Raw genomic sequence first — 17524 nt, forward strand, 5'->3', positions numbered from 1 at the left:
CTGGCGAGGCCCTGATCGAATTTGGGTGCGCGGCCCCGCGCTAGCCCGCCTTGCGGTTCTCTTCGCCGTCGAGCTCATACTCGCGGATCTTGCGATAGAGGGTCGAGCGGCCGATGCCGAGGCGGCGGCTGACTTCGGACATATGGCCCTGATAGAAATCGATCGCGTATTCGATGATGTCGCGTTCGATATCGGTCAGCGGGCGAAGCTCGCCTTCCTCATCCTTGATCGTGACGGGGCTCGATGGCGCGGCCATCATCTCAGCAACCGGTTCGTTTTCGACTGCTGGCAGGTCATTCGCCGGCGGAACACGTTTTGGCACGGGCGGCAGGTCTACCATCTCAGGCATGACGCCGGAGATCTGCGGGAAGTCGTGCGGCTGCAGCGTGTCACCTTCACAGAGGATAACAGCGCGGAAGACGGCGTTCTCGAGCTGGCGGACATTACCCGGCCAGTCGAAGGCGCAGAGCATCTGCAGCGTTTCCTCGCTGGCGGTTTCCACGTCACGGTTCTCAGACGCGTTGAAGCGCGAGATGAAGTGGCTGACGAGAGCTGGAATATCCTCGCGGCGCTCTCGCAGCGACGGGACATCGACCGGGAACACGTTGAGACGGTAATAGAGGTCTTCGCGGAAGTTGCCGGCCTTAACCTGTTCGGCAAGGTCGCGGTTGGTCGCCGAGACGATGCGCACGTCTACCTTGGTCGGACGGCGCGAGCCGACAGCATCGACCTCACCTTCCTGAAGGGCGCGCAGAAGTTTGACCTGCATGTCGAGCGGCAGTTCGCCAATCTCATCGAGGAAAAGCGTGCCGCCATCTGCCTCGACGAACTTGCCGAGGGATTTGGAGACCGCGCCCGTAAACGCGCCCTTCTCATGGCCGAAAAGGATACTTTCGACGAGGTTTTCAGGAATGGCGCCGCAGTTGACGGTGACGAATGGCTTGCCGGCCCGGTCGGACGCGCCCTGGATGCAGCGGGCGATAACTTCCTTACCGACACCACTTTCACCGAGGATCAGGACCGGAATATCAGAGCTTGCCGCACGCTGGCCGAGGCGAACGACCTGGCGCATGGCCGGGGCGGCCGCGATCATGTCGTCAAAGCTCATCCCGCCTTCTGACTTGCGGGTGAGGCGTTTCACTTCGCCGGTCAGCGAGGACATTTTGAGGGCGTTGCGGATCGAGACGACGACGCGTTCAGGATTGGCAGGTTTGACGACGAAGTCGACGGCACCTGCGCGCATGGCGGTCACGATGGTGTCGATGCCGGAGGTTGCGGTCAGCATGATGACCGGCACATCGGGAATACGCTCACCAAGGCGTTCCAGCGTTTCCATCCCCGAAAGGCCAGGCATGGTCAGGTCGAGAAGAATGACATCTGCGCCAGCTTCGGTCGCGGTCGTGAAACCGGTTTCGCCATCCGGGGCGGTCCGGCAGGCAAAGCCAGCCTTTTCCACCGCAGCCTGGATCAGCCTGCGCTGGGTTGGATCGTCATCGATGACCAGAACCGTCTTCGCCATGTCACATCACTCCTGAAAGCCTGTTCGACCTCTGTTGGGTCATTTTGCTACGGCCCGATATGGCACACAGGTGTGAGGTTATGGTTCAGTCGATGTTTCAAATTTCAAACAAATAAAAACCCCGCCCGGCCAAGCCGCGGCGGGGTCTTCGATTTTTCAAGGCGAAGTCTCGCCCGAAGATTTAGGCGTCGAGACGCTCGATGATAATGGCAGGAGCCATACCGCCAGCGGCACACATGGTGACGAGGCCATACTTGCCGCCGGAGCGCTCAAGTTCATCGAGGGCGGTGCCGATCAGGATCGAACCAGTCGCGCCGATCGGGTGACCAAGCGCCATTGCGCCGCCATTGATGTTGACCTTCTCACGGTCGAGCTTGAGGTCACGGATGAACTTTTCTGCCACGACAGAGAAAGCCTCGTTGATCTCGTAGACGTCGATGTCGTCGGTGGTCATGCCGGCTTTTTCGAGGACCTTTTTCGCAGCTGCGACCGGTGCGTTGAGCATCAGGGTCGGGCAGTCGCCCATGTTCGCGGTTGCGACGATGCGGGCACGCGGCTTCAGGCCGTTCTTGTCGGCATACTCTTTCGAGGTGACGAGGATAGCGGCTGCGCCATCGACAACACCTGAAGAGTTACCGGCATGGTGGACGTGTTGCACGTTGCCTTTGATCTGCGGGTACTTCTTCTCGATCATGTTGCCATAGGTCGTGCCCTTGTCGTCGACAGGGATGTCCCAGAACATGTTGAAGACGGTCTTGAGGCCAGACAGGCTCTCCATCGTGGTGCCCGGACGCGGGAATTCGTCCTTGTCGAGCGCCAGTGACCCATCGCGGTTGTAGACAGGCACGACGGACTTGTCGAAACGGCCTTCATCCATCGCCTTCTTGGCGCGCTCTTGCGAGACGACGGCCAGCTGGTCGACGGCTTCGCGGTCGATGCCTTCAAGGGTCGCGATGGCGTCAGCACAGCAGCCCTGCTGGGACTGCGGGTGCATTTCACGAAGGTGAAGGTTGCCAGCGTCCATCATTGGCGGGTTCTTCGGGTCCGCGGTGGATGCAGTGTAGCTCATCATCTCACAGCCGCCTGCGATGACGCAGTCTTCCATGCCGGACATGATCTGTGCTGCTGCGAGCGAGACGGTGGTGATGCCCGAGCCGCAGAAGCGGTCGAGGGTCACGCCGGATGCCTTGACGTCGAAGCCTGCGTCGAGAGCGGCCATGCGGCCCATGTCAGCGCCTTGTGCGCCGCGCTGGGAGCTGGTGCCCCAGATGATGTCGTCGACGGTGGCGGTGTCGAGATTGTTGCGGTCACGGATCGCGCCGAGGACGGTCGCGCCGAGATGCTGTGGGTGAAGGTGGGCGAGCGAACCCTTGCCAACCTTGCCAATGCCGCGCGGCGTGCGGACCGCGTCGATGATGTATGCTTCAGCCATAAGATTCCTCCCGAACATGCTGAATTGGACCGGATGGGGAAAGCTAATCCCCTTTCCGCCAACGGAAGGCAATCTCTGCCCCAGCGTCAAAGACTGAAAGGAAGTCTAGAGGCCGAGAACGTCGTTCATGTCATAGAGGCCTGCAGGCTGGCGGAGGGCCCAGCGCGCCGCAGCGAGAGCCCCATGCGCAAAGACCGACCGGTCAAGTGCGGAATGGGCCAGCGTGAGGACTTCCTTCTCAGAGCCGAATGTGACTTCGTGCTCACCGATGACACCGCCGGAGCGGCGGACGGAGAAACCGATCTTTCCAGCCTCACGTGCCGCATCCGGACCATCATAGGGGGCCTGGCGCAGGGCCTTGAGGTCAGCGCCCCGGCCTGCAGCGGCGGCATCACCCAGCATGAGCGCTGTGCCGGACGGAGCGTCGACCTTACGCCGGTGATGGGTTTCGAGGATCTCGATGTCCCAGTCTTCGCCAAGGCTTTCGGCGGCCCGCTTTGTCAGCGCGCAGAGCAGATTGACGCCGAGCGAGAAGTTGCCCGCCTTTACGATAGCGAGTTCGCCAGCGGCTTCGGCGATCTCGGCTTCCTGCGCAGCGTCGAAGCCCGTCGTGCCGATCACGACGGCTTTCACACCTGCCGCTTTGAGATGCTTGAGCGCCTCCAGCGTGGCGCTGGGACGTGTGAAATCGATCCAGACGTCCGCGCCGCTGGCGGCTTTCGCCACATCAGATTGCGGCTGGACGGCATCGGGTGCGCCGTGGACGAGGTTTGAGAGCGGGGCGCCGAGGGCGTCACTGCCCGGCGCTTCGCTGGCGCCTGTCAGCGTGTGACCTGCCTCAACAGCTGCAGAGGCGAGCTGGCGACCCATGCGCCCGGCGACGCCGGCGATGGCTAGTTTCAACGTTCCTGTCATGCCTCGTCCTTAGCGCCTTTCCGCCCCGCCTGAACAGACCTCGCCGCACGCAAAAATTACGCGGCTTTACGATTTTGGGTTGCGAGCGGCATTTCTGTGTTAACCTTCTGTTTACCCACAGAAGCTGCAGCAGGAAGGATTCCGTATGCGCACCAGACTCTTCATTGGCGGGGCGCTCGCGGCGCTGTTCGCCCTTCCTGCAGCCGCTGACGGTTATGTCTACACCGCACCGTCGACCAGCCATGGCTATGCGACAAGCCACACGAGCACGACTTCGCCTTGCGCGGTGACGAGCTGCTGCTGTGGCCATCAGGTCGTGCGGACCTATACGACCGCGCCTGTCGTGCGCCGCTACGTGCAGACCTATACGCGGGTTGCCCCGCCAAGTTGCACGGCGACCAGCCATGTCGGCCATGACCATGCCCACCACACCTATAGCCATACCGGCGCGCGGACCTATTCCACGACCCGCACAGTCACCGGCTACAGCCAGGGCAGCAGCTATTCAGGTAGCGCCTATGCCAGCAGCGACGGCTACGCCTATGGCGATGCATATTACGATGACGGCTATTATGAGGGCGACGCCTATTACGAGGCTTACCCGGCCCCATCCGCGGGCTACGCAGCCGAGCTCAGCCTCGACCGCGAAGACCCGTGGAACGGCTATCGCCGCTGATCAGTCGGCAGCGGCAACGCGCTCTGCGGGCGTGTTGAAGCTGCAGATATCCAGAACCTCAGGCGGCTTCCGGTAGAAGAACTCGCTGTCGCGGACGCGAAGGGCGCGCTTGTGCTCAGCGAAAGGTTCGCCTTCGCTGGTCATCGTGCGCCAGACGGGGCGCTGATCTTCTGGCAGGTCTGCCACGATCGTCAGGCCGAGGATTTCCTCGCCCTGCTCTGGCGCCTGAATGACACCATTGGAGATGGCCCGGTCACCGCGCTTGAACGCCTGAACGTGCTCCATCCCGTCGATGACGCGCCCGAAGACGGTCAGGTTGCGGTCGAGATAGCGCTGCGCATCGAGGACGATGTAGATTTCGGTGCCGCCTGAATTGGGGTCATTGTTGCGGGCGAGCGCCACGGCCCCCGGGCAATGCAGCAGCCATTCCTGTCCGAGCGCCTCATCCCGGCCAACCGGGAAACCGCCAATATGGCCAACCTCTGCTGCGAACAGGTCATCATTGCCGAGCGGGACGAAACCTTCGCCGCCATAGGGCCGGTCATTCTCATTCTCGAGCGGCCCCCAACGCAGGATCTGCATATCGTCGAACAGGCCGCCCTGGGCCACGAAGCCTTCGATGACGCGGTAGAAGTGCTCGCCCTCATACTCACCGGAGGCGGCAAGCTCGCGCATGCGTTCGGCGTGGCGCGGCGCAAAGTCCGGATTGAGCTCGATGACGATCGGGCCCTTGCCCGTTTCGATCATCATCAGGTTTTCAGGGGCAATGGTGCGCCAGCCCGGCTCTGCGGTCTCAGCTACAGGTTCGGCCGCAACGTCCTGCGCGCTGGCTGCGCCCATTGTGGCTGCGGCGATCATCGCCAGCCCCGCGAATGCGCGTGTCATAGATTGTCCCATAGCCCAGCCTTTCCAGAAATCTGCTGAGCGCGACCCTACCCCGTTCCTGCGCGCTCTGCTATGGGCGGGCCGTCATGTATCAGATTTCTGCAAAAGGCCCGCGCGAGGCCATCGAACCTGCCTGGGACGCCCTGGCCTGGACCGACCCGTCACCGGCAGGCGCCGTCGACGCCAAGGAGGATGGCCGCCACGCCTGGCGCCTCGACGCCTATTGCGAGACGGCAGAGGAAGCCGATGCCTGCAAGGCCATCATCGAAGAAGTCTCGCCGCAGCTCAACGTCGTCATCGAAGCGCTGGAAGACCGCGACTGGGTGACCCTTTCGCTGGAAGGTCTGCCGCCGGTGGAAGCTGGCCGCTTCATCGTGGCAGGCAGCCATGTGCTGGCGAAATCTGCACCCGGCAAGACGCCGATCCTGATCGAGGCGGGCCCCGCCTTCGGCACTGGTCATCACGGCACGACGCTTGGCTGTCTGATCGGTCTGGAGCATGTGCTGCGCACCGCGCGCCCGCAGAAAGTGCTCGATATCGGGACCGGGTCCGGCCTTCTGGCCATTGCTGCGGTCAAGACCGGCTCAAAGCGTGCCTGGGGCACCGAGATCGACACAGACAGTGTGCGCGTCGCCAATGAAAACGCGGCCAAGAACCATGTCGCCAACGCCTTCAAGACGTTTGAAACTGGCGGCGGCATGAACACAACCATCCGCAAGGATGCGCCCTACGACCTCGTCTTCGCGAACATCCTGTTCCGTCCGCTTGTCAGGCTGGCGCCAGAGATTGAGCGCCTGACCGCGCCAGGTGGCCACATCATCCTGTCGGGCCTGCTCTCGCCGCAGGAGCCGCTGGTACGCAAGGCCTATGGCAATCGCGGCCTCGCCCTGGTGAAGCGTGTGCGCCGCGATGGCTGGTCGAGCCTGGTTTTCCGCAAGGCCGGCTAGGACGCAGACTCCACCTTCCGCTGCAGGCGCATTCGCACTAGATTTCGTCCATGAGACAGAATTTCGACGTGAAAGGCGGCCCACAGCTTGGCCGCAAGAACCTGCCGCTCCTGCGCGCTGCGATGAAAGCCCAGGGCCTCGATGGCTTCTACATCCCGCATGAGGATGAGTTCCAGAACGAGTATTTGCCGGCCTGTAATGACAGGCTGACCTGGGCGACCGGTTTTACCGGATCTGCCGGTGCAGCCATGGTGTTTCAGGACACGGCCGTCATTTTTGCTGACGGGCGCTACACGCTGCAGGTGCGCGACCAGACTGACCGCGACTTTCTTGAAATCAGCGGCCTGCCCGATCCCGGCCCTTTTGGCTGGCTCGCAGGCCAGAAGCGCAAGGGCGAAATGCTCGGCTATGATGCGCGCCTGATGACGCCAAATGACCTCGCCGTTCTGGAAGAGAGCGCGAAGAAGGCTGGCGTCACGCTGAAAGCGGTCGATGCCAATCCGATCGACGAAGCCTGGGACGATCGCCCGGCCGAGCCGACCGAGCAGGTCGTGCCGCACGCGGTGAAACATGCCGGCGAAGAGGCCGATGACAAGCGCGAGCGGATCGCAGCGGCGCTGAAAGAGGACGGCGCGGATGCGGCCATCATCACGTCTCCGGCTTCGGTGGCCTGGGCGTTCAATATTCGCGGCGGCGATGTCGCCTGTTCGCCGCTGCCGCTGTCACGCGCCATCCTGAAAGCCGATGGCACGGCGGACCTCTTCCTCGACCCGCGCAAGACCAGCGACAAGCTGCGTGAGCATCTTGGCAACAAGGTGCGCCTGCGCCCGATGGAAGAGGTGGAGCCTGCGCTGGCGGAGCTCTCTGGCCAGACGGTCAGCCTGGACCCGGCGCTTGCCTCTGCCTGGTTCTTTGGAGAGCTGGAGAAAGCGGGCGCGAACATCCTGCGCCAGCGTGACCCTGTCCTGCTGCCTAAGGCCTGCAAGAATGCGACGGAAATTGCCGGGACCGAAGCTGCGCATATCCGCGACGGCGCCGCGCTGACGCGTTTCCTCCACTGGCTGGATACGGACGCACAGTCTGGCGAGGCGACAGAGATTGATGCGGCGCTGAAGCTCGAAAGCTTCCGCGAGCAGCTGGGCGACCTCAACGATCTGTCCTTCGAGACGATTTCAGGCGCCGGCCCGAATGGCGCCCTGCCCCATTACCGCGTCTCTTCGGCGTCGAACCGGAAGCTGGAGCGCGGCTCGCTCTACCTCGTCGATAGCGGCGGCCAGTATCTCGACGGTACGACCGATGTGACCCGGACGGTGCCGATTGGTGAGCCGTCGGCGGACATGCGCCGTCACTATACGCTGGTTCTGAAGGGGCATATCGCGCTCGCCGATGTGCGCTTTCCGGAAGGCACGACGGGTACGCATCTCGATGCGCTGGCGCGTCATCCGCTCTGGCAGGCTGGTCTCGACTATGACCATGGCACCGGCCACGGCGTCGGCGTTTATCTCGGCGTACATGAAGGCCCGCAGCGGATCGCGAAGCCCTGGAACAGCGTCGCACTACGCCCCGGCATGATTGTCTCGAATGAGCCGGGCTTCTACCGCGAAGGCCAGTACGGCATCCGGATCGAAAACCTTCAATACGTGACCGAGCCTGCCGACATTGAGGGCGGCGAGCGCAAGATGCTTGGCTTTGCGAACCTCACCTGGGCGCCGCTGGCACGTGATCTCATCGATCTCGACCTGCTCAGCCCGGCAGAGCTTGCCTGGGTCAATCGGTATCATGATGACGTGCTGGCCAGGATTGGTCCGCTCGTGGATGGCGAGGTTCTGGACTGGCTGAACGCCCAGTGCGCGCCCCTGTCATAGGGCGCTGCTGAACAACGGACTTGGATTAAAGGCCGGCGAGCTCGAGCCAGTCATCCTCTGTGATGACGCGGACACCGAGCTCTTCGGCCTTTTTCAATTTCGAGCCCGCGCCCGGCCCGGCGACGAGAATATCGGTCTTGCCGGATACCGACCCGGACACTTTTGCGCCAAGTGCGGTCGCCCGCGATTTCGCTTCGTCGCGGGTCATTTTCTCGAGCGTCCCGGTGAAGACAATGGTTTTGCCGGAAACGGCACTGTCGCTGGCCGCGGCTTCTGCCGGTTCGATCTCGATTTCTGCAAGCAGGCTCGCCAGCATGTCCTGATTGTGGCTCTCTGCGGCGAAGTCCTTGAGGCTGGTGATCGCGGTCTGGCCTATGCCGTCGATGGAGAGAAGGTCTGCCTCAGCCGAGGTGTCACCAGCGGCAGCTTTCTCGACGACCTGCCAGAAGCTTTCCCAGTCGAGATAGTGGCGCGCGAGCAGGCCGGACGTGATCTCGCCAACATGGCGGATGCCAAGGCCATTCAGGAAACGCTGGAATGGCGGCTTGCGGCGCGCATCGATGGCATCGAACAGGTTGCGGGCAGACGTGTCGCCAAAGCCTTCCCAATCCTTGAGCGGTGGCAGGCCTTCTTCCTCGAGCCGACGGGCGAGACGGAAAATGTCCTGCGGGCCTTTTACGGCCCCTTTCGAATAGAAGAGTTCGACCTGCTTTGCGCCAAGACCATCGATGTCGAGCGCCTTGCGGGAGACAAAATGCTTTAGCCGCTCGACCGCCTGCGCCGGGCAAGTGAGGCCACCCGTGCAGCGGCGGCGAACGTCTTCCTCGCCCTTGTCGTCGATCTCGCGGACGGCAGCTGATCCACATTCGGGGCAGGTCTCGGGAAACTTGTAGGGCGGCGCCCGGTCTTCGCCGGCGTCGACCACGCCGAGGACTTGCGGGATGACATCCCCCGCCCTCTGAATCTCGACCATGTCGCCGGGGCGCACATCAAGACGGGCGATCTCGTCCTCATTGTGCAGGGTGGCATTGGAGACCACGACGCCGCCAACCGTGACAGGCGTCAGGCGCGCAACTGGGGTCAGCGTACCTGTGCGGCCGACCTGAATTTCGATCGCTTCAAGTTTGGTGACCGCCCGTTCTGCCGGAAATTTGTGGGCAATGGCCCAGCGGGGGAAGCGCGAAACGAAGCCGAGCCTCTCCTGCCAGTCGAGCCGGTCGACCTTGTAGACGACGCCATCAATGTCATAGCCGAGCATGGCGCGGCGCTCTGCCATGTTCGCATAGGCGCCGAGCAGGCCTTTGACGTCCTGATAGGGTTTGAAGAGCTCATTGGTGATGAAGCCCCAATCCTGCAGCATAGCGACAGCGCCAGTCTGGGTGTCTGCGAACTTTTCGGACGCCTCACCCCAAGCATAGGCAAAGAAGCGCAAGGGACGCGAACGGGTGATGGCGACGTCGAGCTGGCGGAGGCTACCTGCGGCGGCATTACGCGGATTGGCGAAAACCTTCTTGCCCGCGTCCTCCTGGGAAGCGTTGAGTGCCTTGAAGGCCTCACCCTCCATATAGACCTCACCGCGGATCTCGATCCGGGATGGCCAGCCTGACCCCGCTAGCTTCGCCGGGATATCATCAATGGTACGCGCATTGGCGGTGACGTCCTCGCCAACCTGCCCGTTACCGCGCGTCGCCGCGCGAACAAGCTCGCCATCCTGATAGGTAAGGTTCAGCGACAGGCCATCGATCTTGGGCTCAGCCGTGATGGTGAGGGCTTCATCGGCATCCAGACCCAGGAAGCGGCGGATACGGCCAACGAACTCCTCGACGTCCTCATCAGAAAACGCATTGTCGAGCGAGAGCATGGGGACACCGTGCTCGACCTTGCTGAAGGCTTCGGAGACTTCGGCACCGACCCGGTCGCTCGGGCTGTCCTTGCGTTTCAGATGCGGGAAGGCAGCTTCGACGTCGCTATTGCGCTGGCGAAGAGCGTCGTATTCCGCATCGCTCAGATGCGGGTCGTCTTCCTTGTAATAGGCCGCATCTGCGAGCTTTATCTCGATCGCGAGGCGGGCAAGCTCGCGCTTTGCTTCTGCATCAGTCAGGTCTCCAGCCGGTTTCTGCGAACTCATACATCTTCAAGGAGCCTCGTTGCTGCGGCCCTTGCCTCCTCGGTGACCTTGCTGCCTGAGAGCATGCGGGCGATTTCCTCATGTCTCTGGCTGGCATCTAGACCGGTGAGGTGGGTTTCGCCAAGGCCATTCCCCTTCACGCCCTGCTTGGTCACCAGCCACTGGCTGGACGCCGATGCAGCAACCTGTGGACTATGCGTGATCGCGAAAACCTGACGGCTGTCAGCAAGGCGCGCGAGGCGCTCACCAATGGCGGCTGCGACGGCGCCGCCGACGCCCTGGTCAGCTTCGTCGAAGACAAGGACGGGTACCTGCGTGCTCTCAGCAAGGACGCACTGAAGCGCCAGTGAGAAACGCGCCAGTTCGCCGCCGGACGCAATCTGGCGTAGCGGGCCAAAGCCTGCGCCCGGATTCGTTTCAACCTCGAACTCGGCCTTCTCACGGCCCGCGCGGCCAGACTGGGTGTCAGAGATTTCATCGAAGCGCACCTTCACCTTCGTCCGCTCGAGCTTCAGCGGCTTCAGTTCCGCCGCAATCGAGGTTTCGAGGCGTTTGGCGGCGGCCTTGCGGGCCTTGGTCAGGCGATCAGCTGCCGTGCGCCAACGGGCAGCGGCGGCCTGCTCTTCAGAGCGGGCTTTCTTGAGCGAGCCGTCGGGCGCATCGCAAAGCTCCAGCTTCTGGCGGGTCTCTTCCCAGAAGGCGGGCAGCTCATTGGCATCGACGCTGTATTTGCGCGAGGCTGTCCGCAGCGCCACGATACGCTGCTCGACCCGTTCCAGCGCGTCTGGGTCGTGCACAGCAGCAAGACCGAGGCTTTCCAGCGCGGCGCTCGCTTCGCCTGCCTCTATCAGCGCGCGGTCGAGCGCTTCGGCGGCGGCGCGGGCGGCTTTGGAAAGATCGCTTTCCATCGCATCAAGTCCATCAATACGCAGGATGCGTTCGGCCGAGCGGCTGGCCTGCGCGAGGACAGTCTCAACGTCGCCTGCCTGAAAGGCTTCGAAGGCTTCGGTCGCAGATTCTGCGATCTTTTCAGACTGCATGAGAATGCCGCGTTCAGCGCTCAGCCTGTCAAACTCACCCTTTTCAGGGGCCAGCGTGTCGAGCGCTTCGACCGTCTCCGCGAGCCAGGCATGTTCCTCTTCGGCCTCAGCAAGCTTTGCCTCAAGGGCCTCTCGCGCATCGCGGGCGCTTTCATAGTCATCCCAGCTTTGCGCGCAAGCTTCGATCAGGTCTTCATTGCCCGCATAGGTGTCGAGCAGGGCGCGGTGGTTGGCTGGCTTCATCAGCGTCGAGGCCGAATGCTGGCCGTGAATTTCGACGAGGAGTTCCCCGAGCTGGGAAAGCAGACCCGCACTGACCGGCTGGTCGTTCACAAAGGCGCGTGCTGGCCCCTTGGCAGAGAGGATGCGCTTCAGCGTCAGCGTCTCGTCAGCTGATGCTTCGACGCCAGCTTCGGAGAGAATTGGCCAGACAGGGCTGTCGGCTTCCAGCGCGAATTCCGCGAGGATGCTCGCCTGATCCGCGCCCTTGCGGACCAGCTTCTTGGATGCCGCGCCGCCGAGCACAAGGCCGAGCGCGTCAAGGATGATGGATTTGCCCGCACCGGTTTCCCCGGTCAGGGCGGTGAAGCCATCGGCCGACTCAATGTCGAGACGCTCGATGAGCAGGAAGGATCGAATCGAGAGCGCAGTGATCATGCGCCCTCAATATCATCAGAACAAAATGAGAACAAGCATGTTCTCTCTACGTTCTTACCAGGGGGTGATGCGTCCGAGCCAGCTTTCGCCGCTCGCCTGCTGGGTGCTGCCGTCGCTACCGCCTTCAATGAGGTCATAGCTTGCGCTGTACCAGTCGCTATCCGGATAGTTGTATTGCAGCACGGAAGCCGCCGCGACAGCTTCACCGCGAAGACCGAGCGAAAGGTAAGCCTCAACAAGGCGATGCAGGGCTTCTGGCGTGTGGGTCGTGGTGTCGTATTCGTCGACCACTCTCTTGAAGCGGTTCACCGCAGCCAGATGCTGGTTGCGGCGCAGATACCAACGCCCGATTTCCATCTCCTTGCCGGCGAGCTGGTCGCTGACCATGTCGAGCTTTACCTGCGCATCGCGGGCGTAGTCCGTGGTCGGAAAACGGCGAACAACGTCATTGAGCGCATCGCGAGCCAGTTCTGTCGTGCGCTGGTCGCGGCCGACGTCGACGATCTGCTGGAAATAGCTGAGCGCGATGAGGTGATAGGCGTAAGGCGCGCCCTCACCTGCCGGGTTCAGCGACAGATAGCGCTGGGCGGTGCTGATTGCGTCATCGTAACGGCGCGAACGATAGGAGGCATAGGCAGCCATGAGCGTCGAGCGGCGAGCCCACTCTGAATATGGGTGCTGACGTTCGACTTCGTTGAAGAGCTCGATGGCGCTGATGTAATCGCTATCGTCCAGCTCATCCGCAGCCGCATTATACAGCGCTTCGACCGGACGCTCGACGTAGGCAAGCTCTCTTGCCTGACGGTTGGAGCTGCACGCAGCGAGTGCCAGGGTCATGATTGCGACGGAGCCGACGAGCGAAAGCTTCATAACATATACCGGTTTCTCAACAGACTTTGCCGCACTTTGCCGCTGGCGCGCGGCTTGTAAAGTCATTGCCTACAGGAACGAGTAGGTGAATTTCCAGTTATTATGGTGTATCAAGACAAATCAACCTATGTTGATGCCAGTACGAGGGATTTCGTGCCGCCGCCTAAAAGGCAAAAGCTATGACTCGAGGATTATCAGATTTCACGGCGTCGGATGTCGACTCCCTCGTTGGAGAGCGCATTCGCAAACGCCGAATATTGGCCGGACTGACGCAGGATCAGCTTGGCGAGGCGCTTGGTGTTTCGTATCAGCAGATTCAGAAGTATGAGACCGGCGCAAACCGTGTCAGCGCTGGTCGCCTTTATTTGCTGGCCGAGCGGCTGAACGTGGCCCCGGGCTGGTTTTTTGAAGGGCTGACAGACATCGACGCGCAAACCGGAGACGAGCTTGATGCGTCGTCGCGCTTTGCGATCGAGTGCGTCCGTAGCCTGACGCGTATCCGCGACGAAAAAGTTCGCGCTTCGATCCTGAATATGGTGCGCGCACTGGCCGATTCTGAGCAGGCTGTCGAGACGAAGCCAAACGGCGTTTCAGAGCATATCCGTCCACGCGCCGACTAGACGAGGCTCCGAACAGGAGCGACGTTTCTTTTTTTTTCGAACAGGATTGTGCCGCCGGGGCTCTAGCGGACGGCTGATGCGCGGGTCGTTGTTTCGGCTTCGACCTCGGCCTCGTCGGTTTCCCAGCACCAGGCGTCTGGCGCATCAATGAGTGCGCGAACGAGCTTGTTGTTCAGTGCATGGCCAGGCTGGCGAGCCTCATAGACGCCGGCGATCGGCGCACCAGCCAGCATCAGGTCACCCACCGCATCAAGGATTTTGTGGCGCACGAACTCATCGCTTGCGCGCAGGCCTTCCGGATTGACGATGGAGTCGCCATCGAGAACCACCGCATTGTCGAGCGACCCACCACGGGCAAGGCCCATGGATTTCAGCTTCTCAACGTCCTGCGCAAACCCGAAGGTGCGGGCAAACGCGATGTCGCGCGCGAACATGCCCGGGAGCATACGCAGAGACATCTGCTGTGTGCCGATGGCGCGGCTTTCAAATTCAATCTTGGCGTGGATTGAGAGATAGTTGTCGGCAGACGGGCTAAGACGGGCGGTCTTGATGCCGTCAGTGACCACAACCTCTTCGAGGATGCGGATACGGCGGCGGAGAGCCCGCTGTTCGCGAAGGCCCGCCGCCATCATCAGTTCGCAATAGACCGATGAGGAGCCGTCCATGATCGGCACTTCAGGCCCGTCGATTTCAATGATGAGGTTGTCGACACCGACGCCGGCGCAGGCCGCTAGCAGATGCTCCACCGTTGCGACGGACTGGCCCGCCTCATTCGTGAGCGTCGTGCCAAGCTGGACTTCGGTCACAAAATCGCCGCGCGCGATGATGTCTTCGCAGCCTTCAATATCCATACGGCGGAAACGGATACCCGTGCCCGCAGCAGCCGGTTTCATCACGATACGCGCACGCGCGCCTGAGTGCACACCGACGCCGGCACAGACGACCGGATGGCTGATGGTTTGCTGATACTGAACGCGACTCATGAAGACCTCATCTCTCAGGGTCCTATGAAGGCGATCAGGCGCAAAGATTCAAAACAAGGAATATGTCGCAATATTACAAAAAAACAGAGCGCTCCCAGTTGGAAGCGCTCTGCCTGTCCTTTGGGCTTTCCTGACGCCTAGCGGTTTGCCGAGCGGCGGAGGAAGGCCGGGATTTCAAGGTCGGTATCGTCGAACGAAGCTGGCGCGGTGAACTTGTCACGTGCGGGCGCTGCTGGCTCCTCCTCGACGTCGTCGATGGAATGGTCGTCATTGTTCTGCGAAGACAGTTTCGGCCAGCCGAAAAGATTGCCGAAACCGGCCTTGCCTTCTGAGCCAGAGCGACCGCGCGACTTGCCGCCGCCGAAGACCTGATCGGCGCTGACCTGGTCGTGGCCCGGCACGCTCTCGCGCTCTGCAGCTGGCAGGCTGCGGCTGACAAAGTCAGGACGCGTGTCTGCTTCGATCATGTCGTCCTCGTCGAGATCATTGATCACGACGCGTGGGCGTTCGATTTCGATTTCTTCTTCAGCGATGCTGACATCGCTTTCAGCGAGCTCGATCTCTGCTTCGGCAGGCTCAGCCTCGATCTGTTGCGGCTCAACCGGCGCAGCGTTGAACGACGCCTCGCGGACTGGCTCTTCATAGATGCGGGCTTCGGAATCGATGCCAGCAGCAACGACGGAGACGCGAAGCTTGCCTTCAAGCTCTGGATCGAAGGTCGAGCCGAGAATGATGTGCGCGTCAGGGTCAACCTGCTTGCGGATTTCGTTGGCTGCTTCGTCGACTTCGAACAGCGTCATGTCATAGCCGCCGGTGATGCTGATCAGAACGCCGCGGGCGCCCTTCATCGAGACATCGTCGAGAAGAGGATTATCGATGGCAGCGCGGGCAGCTTCAAGGGCACGGCCTTCGCCTTCGCTCTCGCCCATGCCCATCATCGCAGCGCCCATACCCTTCATGATCGTACGGACGTCAGCAAAGTCGAGATTGATCAGGCCAGGCATGACCATGAGGTCGGTGATGCCGCGAACACCGGAATAGAGCACATCGTCAGCCATGCGGAAGGCGTCCGCAAAGGTGGTGCGCTCATTGGCAACGCGGAAAAGATTCTGGTTAGGCACGACGATCATGGTGTCGATCGCCTTGCGCATTTCATTGAGACCATCTTCGGCGATGGTCATGCGGCGGTTGCCTTCGAAGCTGAACGGCTTGGTAACAACGCCAACCGTCAGGATGCCGCGCTCATGGGCGGCGCGCGCGATGACAGGTGCTGCGCCCGTACCGGTACCGCCGCCAAGGCCAGCAGCGATGAAGACCATGTGTGCGCCTTCGAGGCACTTGCTGATCTCTTCGATCGACTCTTCAGCGGAGGCTGCGCCGACTTCCGGCTTTGCACCGGCGCCAAGGCCTGCTGTCACTTCAGGACCAAGCTGGATGCGGGTTTCGCATTTCGATCGCTCAAGCGCCTGCGCATCCGTATTCGCGACGACGAACTCAACACCTTGCAGGTTCGCTTCGATCATATTGTCGACTGCGTTGCCGCCGGCCCCGCCCACACCGAACACGACGAGCCGCGGCTTGAGTTCTTGAGTCATGAAAAATCCGCCTTTGCCAATCTACCTAGAGAGGTTTGTAGGCGCAGACTGCCTGCGTCACACTAAGAGAGGGTTAAGGGATTCTGCCTCGCTGTTAAAAATTTTCATGCAGCCAACGCAAGAAACTGTTCATTTTACCCCGTTTTGCGGGGCCTGAACCCTGTGCAGATGCGCCACTGGCGGTCGAAACGTCTGCAAAGCCGCGTGATTCGTATGACAGCAGCCCGGCGGCGGTCGAGAAAACAGGGCTGGCATGTGATTCGCCGAGCACATCGGCGTCGACCGGCTTGCCGAGGCGGACCGGCTGACCGAGGACGCGAGAGGCGACATCGCGCACACCCGGCAGGAGGCTGCCGCCACCTGTAAGGACAGTGCGGCGCGGCATGATCTTGGCGAGCTCGCTCTTGCCGATCAGCTTGGCGGCATATTCGAAGGTTTCCTCGATGCGCGGTGCAATGAGACCGGTAAGCTCGCCGCGCGTCATGTGATGGGCAGCAAGACGGCCATCGTCGCCGAGGCGCGCCACTTCGACTTTTTCCGTGAGACCCGTGCCGGTCGTATCGGCGTGGCCGTAAATCGTCTTCATGCGCTCTGCGGCAGCGAAGGTGGTGCCAATGCCCTGTGCAAGGTCGCCCGTCACTTTGGCGCCGCCTGCAGGCACAACACCGAGCCAGGCCGGCACCCCGTTCACGAAAGCGCAGGCAGTGGTCACGCCAGAGCCCATGTCGATGCAGATCGCGCCATTCTCGATCTCGTCGTCGATCAGCGTACCGGCGGCACTGGCAAGCGCAGACGGGATCAGACGGTCCACGTTGAGGTGTGCGCGGCCAACGCATTCAACCAGATTGCGGACAAGCGACTGCGGCGCCGAGACGACGGACAGGAGGACAGAGAGTTTGGTGCCGATCATGCCGATCGGGTCGCTGATGCCTTCCTGTTCGTCCAGTTTGTAGAGAACCGGATGCGCGGTCAGGATTTCACGCTGCTTGGCGTCGATCTTGGCAAGTGCCTGACCGTGCAGCTTCTTGAGGTCCTTGGCGGTGACTTCGCGTCCGCCGATGTCATTGAGAGCGCCAACGAACTCGCAGGCGACCTGCGCACCGGTGACGCCGAGCGTGACCGAATCAATCCGCTCGCCCGCCTGACGTTCTGCGTCCTCAACAGCGAGGCGCACAGACCGCTCCAGCGCCTCCATGTCTGTGATCGATCCATCCTTGAAACCGCGCGCCTGCTGGCGCCCGCCGCCGAGAAACGCAAACCCGGCTTTCGCTTCTGGATCAAAACGCCCGATCAGGCAGGTGATCTTGGAGCTGCCAATATCCAGCGAAGCGATAGGCTGGCCGACTTTTGCGGCGCGGGATGGTTTCAAGCGGAGGTCTGCCTTGGCCATGG

General features: G+C 61.8%; 14 protein-coding genes. 4 read left to right on the top strand and 10 right to left on the bottom strand.

Annotated features, from left to right (window positions below):
• Nucleotides 1–40 precede the first annotated feature (40 nt).
• The 3 genes from KUV46_02045 to dapB all read right to left on the bottom strand — a co-directional run bounded on the left by KUV46_02045 (nt 41) and on the right by dapB (nt 3866).
• Nucleotides 41–1519 carry a sigma-54 dependent transcriptional regulator gene (locus KUV46_02045; protein ID QYJ01186.1) on the bottom strand — a complete coding sequence of 493 codons (1479 nt, stop codon included), beginning with the start codon at nt 1517–1519 and terminating at the stop codon, nt 41–43.
• 181 nt (nt 1520–1700) lie between these two features.
• Nucleotides 1701–2951, bottom strand: a complete 1251-nt coding sequence (locus tag KUV46_02050) for an acetyl-CoA C-acetyltransferase (protein QYJ01187.1) — start codon at nt 2949–2951, stop codon at nt 1701–1703.
• Nucleotides 2952–3056: 105 nt separating this feature from the next.
• A complete protein-coding gene (gene dapB / locus KUV46_02055) occupies nt 3057–3866 on the bottom strand; it encodes a 4-hydroxy-tetrahydrodipicolinate reductase (protein ID QYJ01188.1) in 810 nt (269 codons plus the stop codon).
• A 145-nt stretch (nt 3867–4011) separates the two neighbouring features.
• On the opposite strand from dapB, the gene KUV46_02060 reads away from it, so the two are divergent.
• Complete coding sequence (locus KUV46_02060) at nt 4012–4542, top strand: hypothetical protein (protein QYJ01189.1); 531 nt, start codon at nt 4012–4014, stop codon at nt 4540–4542.
• Here the strand turns inward: KUV46_02060 and KUV46_02065 are convergent, their stop codons facing one another.
• Complete coding sequence (locus KUV46_02065; GenBank protein ID QYJ01190.1) at nt 4543–5427, bottom strand: peptidylprolyl isomerase; 885 nt, start codon at nt 5425–5427, stop codon at nt 4543–4545.
• A gap of 86 nt (nt 5428–5513) precedes the next feature.
• Here KUV46_02065 and KUV46_02070 point away from each other — a divergent pair, with 86 nt between their 5' ends.
• Both KUV46_02070 and KUV46_02075 read left to right on the top strand, forming a co-directional pair.
• Nucleotides 5514–6374, top strand: a complete 861-nt coding sequence (locus KUV46_02070; protein ID QYJ01191.1) for a 50S ribosomal protein L11 methyltransferase — start codon at nt 5514–5516, stop codon at nt 6372–6374.
• A 50-nt stretch (nt 6375–6424) separates the two neighbouring features.
• Nucleotides 6425–8239 (top strand): aminopeptidase P family protein, encoded by a 1815-nt coding sequence (locus KUV46_02075; GenBank protein QYJ01192.1) that lies wholly within the window; start codon nt 6425–6427, stop codon nt 8237–8239.
• Nucleotides 8240–8264: 25 nt separating this feature from the next.
• On the opposite strand, the gene ligA is transcribed toward KUV46_02075, so the two are convergent.
• Genes ligA through KUV46_02090 form a run of 3 tightly spaced genes read right to left on the bottom strand, consistent with a single transcriptional unit; the run spans nt 8265 to nt 12934 of the window.
• Complete coding sequence (ligA, locus tag KUV46_02080) at nt 8265–10367, bottom strand: NAD-dependent DNA ligase LigA (GenBank protein ID QYJ01193.1); 2103 nt, start codon at nt 10365–10367, stop codon at nt 8265–8267.
• A complete protein-coding gene (recN, locus tag KUV46_02085; protein QYJ01194.1) occupies nt 10364–12064 on the bottom strand; it encodes a DNA repair protein RecN in 1701 nt (566 codons plus the stop codon). The genes ligA and recN overlap by 4 nt, the downstream gene beginning before the upstream one ends.
• Before the next feature lie 54 nt (nt 12065–12118).
• Entirely contained in the window at nt 12119–12934 is an 816-nt protein-coding gene (locus KUV46_02090; GenBank protein QYJ01195.1) for an outer membrane protein assembly factor BamD, read from the bottom strand.
• A gap of 179 nt (nt 12935–13113) precedes the next feature.
• On the opposite strand from KUV46_02090, the gene KUV46_02095 reads away from it, so the two are divergent.
• Entirely contained in the window at nt 13114–13554 is a 441-nt protein-coding gene (locus KUV46_02095) for a helix-turn-helix domain-containing protein (protein ID QYJ01196.1), read from the top strand.
• 62 nt (nt 13555–13616) lie between these two features.
• Here the strand turns inward: KUV46_02095 and lpxC are convergent, their stop codons facing one another.
• The 3 genes from lpxC to ftsA form a co-directional block, all read right to left on the bottom strand.
• Nucleotides 13617–14537 (bottom strand): UDP-3-O-acyl-N-acetylglucosamine deacetylase, encoded by a 921-nt coding sequence (lpxC, locus tag KUV46_02100; protein QYJ01197.1) that lies wholly within the window; start codon nt 14535–14537, stop codon nt 13617–13619.
• Nucleotides 14538–14674: 137 nt separating this feature from the next.
• Entirely contained in the window at nt 14675–16132 is a 1458-nt protein-coding gene (gene ftsZ, locus KUV46_02105) for a cell division protein FtsZ (protein QYJ01198.1), read from the bottom strand.
• Between the two features lie 94 nt (nt 16133–16226).
• A complete protein-coding gene (gene ftsA / locus KUV46_02110; protein ID QYJ01199.1) occupies nt 16227–17522 on the bottom strand; it encodes a cell division protein FtsA in 1296 nt (431 codons plus the stop codon).
• Between the last annotated feature and the right edge of the window lie 2 nt (nt 17523–17524).

It is taken from the genome of Thalassovita mediterranea (genome assembly GCA_019448215.1).
Lineage (GTDB): Bacteria > Pseudomonadota > Alphaproteobacteria > Caulobacterales > Hyphomonadaceae > Henriciella.